Here is an 11,658-nt window from a genome sequence, read left to right as displayed (position 1 = left end):
GGTGACCTCATATCTAGGTACACCTTATTTCTAAGGATACTTGGAATTAAGTATATGTCAAGCGAATTAGCGAGAAAGGTTCGACTGATTCGTGAGGCCGAGACGAGCGGAAGAGCTGAGTTCTGCGAAATTATTGGCGTTGCGAAAAAAACGCTCGAAGGAATGGAGCAAACAGGGCGAATACCTAGAGGGGACTTGTTAGAGAGGGTTTGTCAGACCTGGCCTAAGTACACCCTTTGGCTTATGACCGGCAAGACCGACGAATCATGCGGTCAAATCGACCCTGAAACAGAAGTTGCTAGAAGAGAACACAGCCTGAAAACAGGATAGGCTTCAGCCTGGCAGCAAGAATCGCCAGTTCCTGGTATGGAGACCGACGAAGGGAACGATAAAAACAAAAGGGCTGGCCGTCGTAGTGTGTGGTGGCGGCTTCAGGCGGCATCGAAGCGATGCGAATTTGCAATAGGGTAAGTAGTTCGAGTAGAAACTATCTAACTAGGGAGAATAACTATGAGCAATGAAAAAATGGAAGTAGATGGATCAGCAAGAGTTGCATACGACTTGATGAAATCAATCGCTGCAAATGAAAAAGACAATAAAGAAAGGCAGGAAAATCCAAGAAAATACTATCTCAGATTATACGAGCAGTCGATTGCTATAGTGCGAGGCACTAGTAGTGAATACATCCTCAAAGACTGAAAATAATAACGACTAGAAAAATATAGGTGCCAGCCTGACGGCGAGAACCACTAGTTCTTGGCATGGAGACCTGCCAAGAACACTATAATAGCTAGAGAGCTGGCTGTTCGTAGTATGTGCTGAAAGCTCCAGGAGACGGTGAAATGTTTATTCAGTGCTTTCCGTTCTCCATATATTTGGCTAAAACACACACATTTACCGACAGAGACACTTCATCTTACCTAGGATCAAACATGATCTGCTCTAGTCAATTCTTTCCAGCTGACGATTATAATTTATTAATTTTAATTAAATCATCCGGATTTATCATATTAACTCCAAAAATAACCTCTCAAAGGTGAGCTTGTGGAATCAGATACTGACAAACAAGAAGCGGGCATCGAAATAGAAGCAGACGAAGTCGCGAGGAAGACTGAGGGGAAGCGAAAATCGATATGGAAGTCCGACAGAATGAAGTTTCTGTACGGTGGAGTTTTCGTATTTATAATCACTGCCTCATCAGAATTTTCTTTAGAAAACAACCTGATCCCTGGAAGCGGCATCGCAAAAGATTTTCTAACATGGCTTTTATCAATAATTTCAAACAATGGCTATAACTTTGGATATGCAGTTTTAACGTTAGTATCCGTTTCATTCATCGCAAAATTTATTTGGGATTATGTATGGGAAGATCGAGTTAAAGACTTTCTCAAAAAGTATATAGAAAAGCTTGATCAAGATTTGAAACAAGTAAACACTAAAACCGTAAGTGTCCTTGAGAGCACTCAATCTGAAGTAAAAAATTTATTAGATGATCACATTGCAAAGACCAACAAACTTTTGTCAGAAAACGAACTACTGTTAGCTATATCCAGGTGTGATCAAAACTTAATCATTGAAAGCCTAAGAGAAATACATGTAAAAGCGTATGGCGACCACTGCCAGAGCGAAAAGGGTCTTTACGAAAGTACCAACAGATTAGTTTCTAAATACTTGCATGCAAATGTACCTCATCGATCAAACCACAACCAAGATATTATCATTGAAGCCTGCGAAGAAGACCCCGATTATGTAAAATGGACTGAAGACACTTTTTACGAATTACATACAATTGCAGTTGATCCCGACTATAAGACACCCAAAGATACCGAAAAATTAGAACATGAACTAACATACAACTCTTCAGCATCTTACAAAAAACTGGACGAGATACTAATCACAATATATGTAGACGAAAATCAAATAATAACGACCGAAGGAAACATTGAAATAAATCTTGGACAAGATGGGGAAGTAGCTTCAGTACATAGCAAGCTGCCAGAAATGACGATAGAAAAAGATGACGACTCTGATGAATGGACAATAAGTATTAAAAGGAAAATAGACATTACCAAACCAAAGATTCAAGTTTCCATTCACGAAGAGTCATATATAAAGGAAAACTTTTTTGTTGTATGCCGAGATGTACCAACGTGCTCGTCAACGGTTTCTGTAACACTTCCATCAACATGGACATTTGATCACATGACAGTTCCATTAGATCAAAGTTGGAAAATCATTCAATCGGTTCCATACAAAAGGAAGGCGACTACAACTGACTGGGTACTACCAGGAATAGCCATGGCTTGTGCATGGAAAAGATACAATCCAGAAAACAAAAAAGCCGTCGAGTGACGGCTTTTAAAAATCACGGTAAGCGGGGGGGTATCAACAGGTTGTGACCTTACAAGTTGTAACTTTTCCAGTTGCATCCGCACAGGTAGTAACTTTGCAGGTTGTAACCTTCATAGCATGCTCCACTTAAAGTTATAAAACCCTTAATTTTGCGCCACTCAGAGCAATTTCAGCTCCGGTTCTCTCGCACAAGGGTTCAGAGTAGGCCCGAACTCTAGCCTAATTTCCGCACAGCAGCAAGCTGCACACTCTTTTTTTGCTGTCTCTATGAGACTGCTCTCTAGTCAAAGTTAGTATATACGCAACGCAGAAGCAAGTGGCTTGACGTAGCAATTAGTACTAGTTTGCAACATCCCCAGCCACGGGGAAAACGGCCACAGTTAACGCTTGTAGTATATACTACGAGCCTAGGCCACCATCAGACTGCTGATTGGCTCAGACCTCTCCCTTGCGAGTCACAACACTCTGCAGGTGTCGCGCTTGCCAGGCATCCCTGCCGACGATGAGCTCCGGTCCTCCTGACCAAACAGCTCGGCGCCAGTTTACTATTCCAGGTGTTGGTTTTTAGAGGACGTGTCTCAAGGTCGTGTGAGAAAACGCTTACACGCTGTTTTTTGGGTCACGCCTGGTCCGCTTCGATCTTTTCACCCTGCCCCGCTTTCTCCAGGTTCGCCGGTGACTTTATTGGCTCCACTGACAAGGGTTCTCTGATGCTGGTTTTAAGCAGGTGTTGAATTGGGTCTGTGTTCGTAAGGTGTGGGTCTAGCCACATGTCGAAATCTTCCGGTTTGAGCATCAGGGGGATGCTGTTCGGGTGGATGTGTCTGAACCTAGGGTGTGGTGGCAAGGTGATGATGGTAAACGACGGGACTATGTCGCCCTGGAAGTCCCAGAGCTCGTAGAGGCCTGCAAAGGCGATAGCGTTGTTAACGGGATGGATGTTGTAGCACTGCTTGTGCCCTTTCTCTCCGGTCCATTCGTGGAAGCCGCTGCCCGGGACGATGGCCCGTTGGGAATGAAACCTTTTCTTCCAGAGTGGGCTTGCTCCCAGGCTTCCCGATCGGGCATTGAAGGTGCTGTATTTTGGTGAGGGGCGGTAGGCGCTTCCGTCCGGTTTGGGTTCGACGAGCAGTGACCAGATGGCGTCTTCCAGGGTTCTGCCTTGGTTCGTCTCGTAGACGATCTGGCCTTTTGCACCTGGCGCTATGTTGAGGCGAGCTTGGACGTGTATGGGGATGCCCAGGATTTCGAGGAGATCCTGGGCCAGCGAGTCGTCGATTACGTTGTAGCGTCCGCACATGTTCAATGCTCCAACTACAGATCAAGTTGCCTCGGTCAGCGATTTACCACGCTTCCAAGGATGAGCATAGAGAGTTATTGACCCAAAAGACATTTACGTGAGTATTCCAAGCTGATTTCCTTACGTTCCCCCCTCAACCGATTCACATAATGTGCCTTTCCTCCTGCCCGGAGCAAAGTGTCGTAGTGATCAATGCGCTCTCGTACACGATCACAATATAGCTCGTATTCCCGTTTTTCTTTTGCCTCACGCCTAGCTTGCTTTTCCTGTTCTTCGCGCTGGCGCTGTTCCTGATAGGTTGGTTTTGCCATTTGAGAACTTGCCAACGCAACTACGTTGCTACTGTCGCGGCCTGAAAGCCTTTCATAGCGCTTACAGGCAGAATTGCGATACACCTGACTCTGTGAAGACCCATCTTTCTTGTACTCAGCATTCCAGAATCGGCACATTTTCAGGCTTGAATTTATAGCTGATTGATTCTTACGTACAGAGCTGGACGTACTAGCTCCAGTAGACGGAGAACTAGACACCTGTGGCTGACTAGGTCGACGCGGCTCCACCTTCATCGGTTTCATATCCGAGATTCGGGGCTGCACGAACGAGCTTGAGGAATTGCCTTCAATCTCAGAGTCATGTGTCGAAGCAACGAGACTAAAGTAAATGGAATGAAGTCCAAGATCGTACAAGAGCATCTGGCCGTGGTCAGACCTAAGATAAACATATGCCCCAGTGAGCAAGGCAATAGTGAGAATATTCGCCACCAGCACAGCAAGAACGGTCCCTGTGAATCTCAAAACCAACTCCTTAATCCCTAACGCCCAGTAATTGAGTAGTTCGTATACTACTCAAACGAAGTTAATCTTAGCAGCGGTATTTCGTTACGAACGGTGTCAACACAGTGTCCACGGCTTGTGTTTTTGTGTGGTGCTTTGGAACGATGCGGCATCGGGGGTTCAATTACGGCATACGAGAAAGAGATAGCCACACCCCTAGCACGGAAGAGTGTGGCCAAGTGATGGCCTACCTACAACTGACCGTAAATGCCGAATTTTCTCTCGAAACCAGCTCGACTGCCAAGAAAAACTCATCCGCAATTGCAGCATACTGAGTGTCTGAGAGGCCTGGCCATACCTCTTTTTTCATTTCCTCAAGAGCGCCTCGATCCTCGAAAGTATTCTTCATGGCTTCACACAGTCCTTCACTAATATCTTTGGCTCTGCCTTCAACAGTGAAGACAAATTCGACGCTGTCGGGCTTTTCATCGACCCTAGCACCTTGAAACTCAAACCCATGCTCACCGACAGACTTTCCCTCCAAATCCTTCGACACCATCATCGCTCCAAGTTCGAGGCGAAGCATGCCAACCTCATACTTGGTCGCGGGAGTGCGTTTGAGCTCATCTAGCACACTCGCTATAGCTGATCCGCTAAAGATGAAACACAAAATAAATACCAGGTTCCTCACGATTACTGCTCCTTCTAGTCATTTTTATTGATTCGCGACAACTCTGACGCTGGTACACGGGATCACCATACTAAGAATCGCCTCTCGCAGCGACGTTGAGCAAATGATTATTCCAGGAGCCTTTGTTTAGCCTTCTCTGAACATAGAAGGCATAGGAAACTGGATCTTCAGGGCGCTTTCTGCAATGTCTCTTGGTGTTGCAGAATTTACAGGCTGCAACGATATTTGACCTATTAGCCCTGCCGCCATCACAGTGAGCAACCAAGTGCTCGCCGGTACACTGAAAGAACGACGCCTGTTTTATAGAAATTGAATGGTAAGCAGCGTAGCTCTCAACATCCGAGACCCACATGGGCTTACGGCAGTATATGCAAAGTCCATTTTGTCGAAGGTAAGCTGCGTCACGAAACTTTTTGAGTGGACGTCTATTTTGAGACACGAATATATCCGGCTTTATACAGTGCCCCAAAACCGCTTTTGCGATATCTGAGGAACCAGCCGAGATACTTCGAACTGGAGGGTGAAGAGCAGCCAGATTACCCCGAACTGCTCCTTTTAGTTGGTTTCAAATCTAGCTAATTCTAAAGCCCAAGTAAACCGGAATGTGTCAACAAAGTGTCCACGGCTTTGTGTTTTTGTGTGGTTTCCTGTGGAGCAGGATTTTCGGAACTGTCTGTTTTCCCGGGAATTGTGGTTTTCTGTGTTGCTATGAAAGGGTGCGGCATCGGGTTCAATTCCCGCCGTCTCCACCAACCAACCGAAAAGGCCCCTGAAATCAGGGGCCTTTTTTTATGCCTGTGTCCCGCTCTGAATCACAACTCGTCCGCCGCAATCTCCTCCCCCGGCCCGGCTTTCTCCAGGCTCCCGGGCGACTTCACCGGTTCCACCAGCAAAGGCTGCCTGATCCGGGTTCCAAGCAGGTGTTGCAGTGGATCGGTGTTCGTCAGGTGTGGATCCAGCCACATATCGAAGTCTTCCGCCCTGAGCATAAGGGGAATACTTTTCGGATGAATGTGGCTGAACCGGGGATGTGGCGGCAGGGTGATGATGGTAAACGACGGAACAGTCTCACCCTGAAAGTCCCAGAGCTCGTAGAGGCCGGCAAAGGCAATGGCGCTGTCGACAGGGTGGATGTTGAAGCACTGCTTGTGGCCTTTCTCACCGGTCCATTCATGGAAGCCGCTGGCGGGAATGATGGCCCGCTGGGAGCGAAAGCGGTTTTTCCACAGGGGGCTGGCTTCCAGGCTTCCTGAGCGGGCGTTGAAGGTGCTGTATTTTGGTGAGGGGCGGTAGCCGCTGCCGTCGGGCCTGGGTTCGATAAGAAGTTACCAGATTGCATCTTCCAGAGTCCGGCCCCGATTCGTCTCATAGACAATCTGGCCTTTGGCGCCCGGAGCTATATTGAGACGGGTCTGCATACGCATCGGGATGCCCAGGGTTTCGAGCAGGTCCTGGACAAGAGGGTCGTCGATTACGTTATAGCGTCCACACATAATGCAACTGTCACATCAATCTGGAGTCACTTTAAACCCAGTAAAGTAAATTGCCGCAGCGGGAACACGTCGCTGGCTGGATGAAACCCGCCTATTCTGCTGTGACTTCAGGAAGGTTATGGGCTATGCCCTGGTGACAGTCAATACAGGTTTTATCAGTAGCTTCGCGATATTCTCTGGAGTGCCTGCGCTTGGCATAACGGTCTTGCATACTCAGTGCCATGGCGTCGTAGCTGTGGCAGCTGCGGCAGGTGGCCGAGTTGCTTGCCCGCATTTTTGCCCATACCGACTCCGCCATTTCCCTGCGGTGGGCCTCGAACTTTTCAGGCGAGTCAATCTTCCCGGTAATCCATGAGGGGATTTCATTAAACGTCGCTTCTGTCTTGCGAACGACCTTGCCCCACCAGTCCTTTGGCACGTGACAGTCTGAGCATACCGCCCGAACACCACTCTGATTGGAAAAATGGGCGCTTTGCTCATATTCCGGATAAACAAACGCGCCCATTTCGTGGCATGAAGTACAGAATTCCAGAGTGTTTGTTTCCTCCATGGCATAATTGACGCTGCCAAGCAGAATGGCGCCTGTAACCAGCATTACAAAGCCACCCGCAGGAATCCACAGCAGGTATTTTGTTTTCGGCCACTGCCAGAAACGTTGCCACCAGCCCTTCTGTTCCGGATCCGAATTTTTCCCCGCTGCCATGACCCCGCTCCTTCAGAATGGTAGGCTGCCGACGTGACCCGGCATGGATCACCGTCGGCCTATTTCTTACCTTCTTTGGCGTAATGCTCAGCCAAGGCCTGGATATCTTTTTCGCTTAGGGCTTCCATCGCAGGCTGCATTTTCTCTGGCTGCCAGCGGTCACCATTCTTGTAATCCTGCATGGTGCGGACCAGGTAGGCCTTCCACTGACCGGCCAGGATACCCGCATCATCCAGCGCCAGGCTGCCGCTGTCGGAATGGCATTTTTCGCAACGTTGTTCGTGGATCTGTGCCCCCATGCCAGCAAGCTCTTCATCAACTTTCTGGTCGGCACTCTTGAAGGGTTGTTCGGCAAAGTAAGCGGCAAGTTCGGTAATTTCCTTCTCGCTTAGCGCTTTCGCCAGGTCGCAGTGATCCTCGGCAATACCGTCATGCTCCTCCTCGCCGAACTCTTCCTTTGCACAGGGGCGGGCTCCCTCTTTGAATATAAACATCTGATTTTCCAAAAAGAAGGCGGAAGCGCCCGCGATGATGGGAATGTCTTCGTCTTCGCTGATACCGTCTTTGTTATGACAGCTTGCGCAGTCTTCGGCTGCTGGCGGGGCCTTGGCAAATACACCCGCGCTCATGGCAAGAGCGACCAGGGTCGCCAGGAAAAGAGAAGTAGTTGAATGCATCGCGAGCTCCTTTACGTGGTACCTGGATTCCGTCGTGACTGCGTGCCTGAAATCAACCACACCGGATTATTGAAGGGATTGATTTGCCTTTAGCCTGCTCGCCCATCCCGGGTAGTTCAATAACTAGCATCTTAAGTATTGAATCGACTTTGACGCAGGTCAATTAATGAACAGCTTTGTTGCAAATCAATGTGCACCTATTCCGGCAGAAGAACTACTTTTAATCAGGTAGCCCCTGCTGAAAGTTGGCGGGATCTACCCGACAGTAATAGCTCTATTTAATAAGAATGAAGCTGACCACCAGATCCGGTGGAATTGCGGACAAGGAGAGGATGAGCATGGCCAAGGTAACAAAAACCTATAAACCTTGCGTGCCAGTCAACCAGCCGTTGCGCACTATCGCACGAACGGCAGGATTGCTCTGGGGATTCATCTTTCTTCTTGTCCTGGCCGGTTGTGAGGGCGACACAGGAGATCTCGGCCCAGCAGGGCCACCCGGCCCCTCCGGGTCTCCCGGATCCTATAACCAGGTTCCCGCAAAACTCCAGATTCGCATAACCGATGTCACCATCAATAGCGCCCCTGTGGTCAAGTTTGAGGCCACAGACCAGTTCGGATTTCCGTTCGACCAATTAACCGAGGGGCAACCGTCTTTTACCATTGCCAAGCTTGTACCGGGCACCGGAGGGGACAGCGACCACTGGCAGAGCTACCTGAATGAAATAGAACCAGCCGGTGTTGGCCCGGGAACCGAGGATGCGGTTCAGGCCAGAACGGAAAATGACGGCACGCTGGTCAACAATGGCGACGGTACCTACGAATATACGTTTGCCGCTGATCTGGGTTCCATTACGGATCCCGTCACAGTACCTTTTGAACCTGACCTGACGCACCGAGTGGGGCTCGAAATCGGGGGAAGCTTTCTCGGTGAATCTTTGCCATTAACCAACGCCGTTTTCACCTTTCAGCCCTCCAGCGGGCTGACTGATAACATACCCGCACGGAAAATTGTCGCACAGGCGTCCTGTGATTCCTGCCACGGGGAGTTACGCATGCATGGTAATGGCCGCCAGGACGTGGATCTTTGTGTGACATGCCATAATCCCGGAAGCACGGACGCCAACAGTGGCAATAGCCTGGATTTTCGGGTGCTTACCCACAAGATCCACATGGGTGAGCAACTGCCAAGTGTTGAAAGCGGCGGTGAATATGTCATTTACGGGTTCCGGGATTCCAGACATGACTTTTCCGATGTCGCTTTCCCCCAAAGCCCGCAGACCTGCGTCAAATGCCATGACCCCGCCGATGCGGCAACACCGGACGCGAGCAATATTGTCATGCGCCCGACTATTGAGTCCTGTGGTTCCTGCCATGACGACGTCGATTTCAGCGCAGGCATGGCGGGCGGCCACCCCGGTGGAGTCGTCACCGACAACAGCGAATGTTCGGTTTGCCACGCAGAGAACAAGATTGCCGGATCGGTACTCGAATCCCATGCCATACCGGCCAAGGTTGCCGCCAGCCAGTTCAGCTACAACATCCTTGAGGTAACCAATACCGGGCCGAGTGAACAGCCAAGCATCCGTTTTTCAGTGACTGATCCGACCAACAATGATGAACCCTATGATCTGGAGAATGATCCGGAATTTACCAGCAGCCAGAGCCGGCTCGGCGTAATTCTGGCATGGGACACCGGTGACTACACCAATGCAGGAAGTGAAAGTGCGCCCGCCAAGGTCGTTTCAATCAATGCTCTCGCCGCCCCTACTGCCAACGGAAATGGCATATTCACAGTAAATTCCCCCGTCGCCATACCATCAGATGTAACCGGCTCGGGCGCAGTTGCCATTGAAGGCCACCCGGCTGCCGATCCCGATGGTGACGGCACTTTTGACGTAGCTGTCAAGGTGACTGGCGCCGTGGACTATTTCCCCATTACCGACACCGAGGCCCAGGCACGCCGCGAAGTTGTTGAACTGGCCAGCTGCCAGAACTGTCATGGTGAAAATGATGGGCTCTCGCTCCATGGCTCGAACCGTACGGATAATGTCCAGCTGTGTGTCATGTGCCATAACCCTCGCGCCACTGACCTTGCACAGCGCCCGGCAGACCCCGATGGTAGTGACAACGAGACCAACGAGAATGCAGTGGATGGTGCTGAAGAGTCGTCCATTGATTTCAAGCGGATGATTCATGCAATTCACGGTGCCGACAAGCGCACCGGGGATCTGATTGTCTACGGCTTCGGCAACAGGCCCCACGATTTCAGCGACGTACGTTACCCCCGCGACCCAGGCGACTGCATGGCCTGCCATGGCGATGCCACCTTCGAGCTACCCTTACCCGAAGGGGTGCTCGGAACGACCATCGATACCCAGGCAACCGTTGCCACAGCCAACCCGTTTGGAACCAGTGATTTCATTACACTTGCAGCCGCGCTTGATCAGGGTGACGACGAGGTTATCACTGCAACAGCCTCGGTATGCTCTGCCTGTCATGACGACGGCACTACACAGATTCACATGGAGCAGAATGGCGGCGGCTTCGGCGTTCCGGCAGGCACCGCCAATCAGGAGAGCTGTGCCGTGTGTCATGGCCCTGGCAGCATTGCCGACGTTCGCAAGGCTCACAATCTTGACGACTGACCAATGCACTGAAGAGACCCCATACAGGAGCCAAACGTGACCAGGACCGGCGACAGGAAACAGAACAACCGCCCGCATTGGATACTCGCTGGCGCGATTATGTTATTCAGTTTGTTTTCTGCCGGCATTGAGGTGATGGCGCAGGACGAAACGGATTCGCCCCTGGAATATACCGCGGAAGGCGCTGACACCTGCCTGGCCTGCCATGATGAAAACGGCGAAGTCCCGGTAATGGATATTTTCAAGACGCCCCATGCGGTGCCCGGGGATGCAAGGACGCCATTTGCACAGCACCAGTGTGAATCCTGCCATGGGCCTGGAGCTGAGCACGGGAAGAGGCTCCGCTTTAATCAGGAGCGCCCGCCCATTCCTGCCTTCGGCGACAATGCGCTCTGGTCGAAACAGAAACAGAACGGTATCTGTCTCGACTGCCACCAGCGAGATCAGCGCATGCACTGGGAGGGCGGAACCCATGAGCGACAGGACGTAGCTTGCGCGGACTGTCACCAGGTGCATGTCAGCGAAGATCCGGTCACCGTCGCCCGGCGTGAAGCGGAGATCTGCTCCGACTGTCACAGGAATGTGCAGGTTCAGTCTCACCAGATGTCGTCCCATCCGATGCGTTTCGGTGACATGGCGTGCTCGGACTGCCATCAGCCCCACGGTTCTCTCAATACCGCCATGCTGAAAGAGCCCACCCTGAACGACAGTTGCTACAGCTGTCATGCTGACAAGCGCGGGCCCTTTCTGTGGGAGCACGCCCCTGTTGCCGATGACTGCACAAGCTGCCATAGCCCCCATGGCTCCAACCACCCTGCACTCCTGAAGCAACGGCCCCCGCTGCTGTGTCAGAGCTGCCACTCCCGGGCAGGTCACCCCAGCATTGCCCGCACTTCCGACGACTTGCCCGGTGGGCGGGCCTCGGCGTTCCTGCTGGGTGGAAGCTGTTTGAACTGCCATTCAAAGGTGCATGGCTCTAACCATCCCTCGGGAGCCAACCTGAGCCGTTGACGCAGCGGTGGGA

13 protein-coding genes are annotated in these 11,658 nt (G+C 50.9%); 5 read left to right on the top strand and 8 right to left on the bottom strand.

Annotated elements, in window-relative coordinates; genetic code table 11:
• Nucleotides 1-510: 510 nt before the first annotated feature.
• The 3 genes from QPL94_RS05860 to QPL94_RS21370 all read left to right on the top strand — a co-directional run bounded on the left by QPL94_RS05860 (nucleotide 511) and on the right by QPL94_RS21370 (nucleotide 2,490).
• Entirely contained in the window at nucleotides 511-699 is a 189-nt protein-coding gene (locus QPL94_RS05860) for a hypothetical protein (protein ID WP_285356145.1), read from the top strand.
• A 345-nt stretch (nucleotides 700-1,044) separates the two neighbouring features.
• Nucleotides 1,045-2,352, top strand: a complete 1,308-nt coding sequence (locus QPL94_RS05855) for a hypothetical protein (RefSeq protein WP_285356143.1) — start codon at nucleotides 1,045-1,047, stop codon at nucleotides 2,350-2,352.
• Between the two features lie 12 nt (nucleotides 2,353-2,364).
• Nucleotides 2,365-2,490, top strand: a complete 126-nt coding sequence (locus QPL94_RS21370; protein ID WP_350310626.1) for a pentapeptide repeat-containing protein — start codon at nucleotides 2,365-2,367, stop codon at nucleotides 2,488-2,490.
• A 481-nt stretch (nucleotides 2,491-2,971) separates the two neighbouring features.
• On the opposite strand, the gene QPL94_RS05850 is transcribed toward QPL94_RS21370, so the two are convergent.
• The 8 genes from QPL94_RS05850 to QPL94_RS05815 form a co-directional block, all read right to left on the bottom strand.
• Complete coding sequence (locus tag QPL94_RS05850; RefSeq protein WP_285356142.1) at nucleotides 2,972-3,652, bottom strand: SOS response-associated peptidase; 681 nt, start codon at nucleotides 3,650-3,652, stop codon at nucleotides 2,972-2,974.
• A 74-nt stretch (nucleotides 3,653-3,726) separates the two neighbouring features.
• Nucleotides 3,727-4,446 carry a hypothetical protein gene (locus QPL94_RS05845; RefSeq protein WP_285356141.1) on the bottom strand — a complete coding sequence of 240 codons (720 nt, stop codon included), beginning with the start codon at nucleotides 4,444-4,446 and terminating at the stop codon, nucleotides 3,727-3,729.
• Between the two features lie 226 nt (nucleotides 4,447-4,672).
• Complete coding sequence (locus QPL94_RS05840) at nucleotides 4,673-5,011, bottom strand: hypothetical protein (RefSeq protein WP_285356140.1); 339 nt, start codon at nucleotides 5,009-5,011, stop codon at nucleotides 4,673-4,675.
• 175 nt (nucleotides 5,012-5,186) lie between these two features.
• On the bottom strand, nucleotides 5,187-5,468 hold the full coding sequence (locus QPL94_RS05835) for an HNH endonuclease (RefSeq protein WP_285357856.1): 282 nt from the start codon (nucleotides 5,466-5,468) through the stop codon (nucleotides 5,187-5,189).
• A 460-nt stretch (nucleotides 5,469-5,928) separates the two neighbouring features.
• Nucleotides 5,929-6,345, bottom strand: coding sequence for an SOS response-associated peptidase family protein (locus tag QPL94_RS05830; RefSeq protein ID WP_285357854.1), 417 nt, complete (start codon nucleotides 6,343-6,345; stop codon nucleotides 5,929-5,931).
• 96 nt (nucleotides 6,346-6,441) lie between these two features.
• Nucleotides 6,442-6,609 (bottom strand): SOS response-associated peptidase family protein, encoded by a 168-nt coding sequence (locus QPL94_RS05825; RefSeq protein ID WP_285356139.1) that lies wholly within the window; start codon nucleotides 6,607-6,609, stop codon nucleotides 6,442-6,444.
• A gap of 91 nt (nucleotides 6,610-6,700) precedes the next feature.
• Nucleotides 6,701-7,312 (bottom strand): NapC/NirT family cytochrome c, encoded by a 612-nt coding sequence (locus tag QPL94_RS05820; RefSeq protein ID WP_285356138.1) that lies wholly within the window; start codon nucleotides 7,310-7,312, stop codon nucleotides 6,701-6,703.
• A 59-nt stretch (nucleotides 7,313-7,371) separates the two neighbouring features.
• Nucleotides 7,372-7,989: a c-type cytochrome gene (locus QPL94_RS05815; RefSeq protein WP_285356137.1), complete on the bottom strand. Its 618-nt coding sequence runs from the start codon at nucleotides 7,987-7,989 to the stop codon at nucleotides 7,372-7,374.
• A 338-nt stretch (nucleotides 7,990-8,327) separates the two neighbouring features.
• On the opposite strand from QPL94_RS05815, the gene QPL94_RS05810 reads away from it, so the two are divergent.
• Nucleotides 8,328-10,634, top strand: a complete 2,307-nt coding sequence (locus QPL94_RS05810; protein WP_285356136.1) for an OmcA/MtrC family decaheme c-type cytochrome — start codon at nucleotides 8,328-8,330, stop codon at nucleotides 10,632-10,634.
• A 36-nt stretch (nucleotides 10,635-10,670) separates the two neighbouring features.
• Nucleotides 10,671-11,645, top strand: coding sequence for a DmsE family decaheme c-type cytochrome (locus QPL94_RS05805; RefSeq protein WP_285356135.1), 975 nt, complete (start codon nucleotides 10,671-10,673; stop codon nucleotides 11,643-11,645).
• Nucleotides 11,646-11,658 lie beyond the last annotated feature (13 nt).

This window comes from Marinobacter sp. SS13-12, from assembly GCF_030227115.1.
In the GTDB taxonomy this organism is placed as follows: Bacteria; Pseudomonadota; Gammaproteobacteria; order Pseudomonadales; family Oleiphilaceae; genus Marinobacter.
This window is presented reverse-complemented; position numbering and strand designations above follow the sequence as displayed.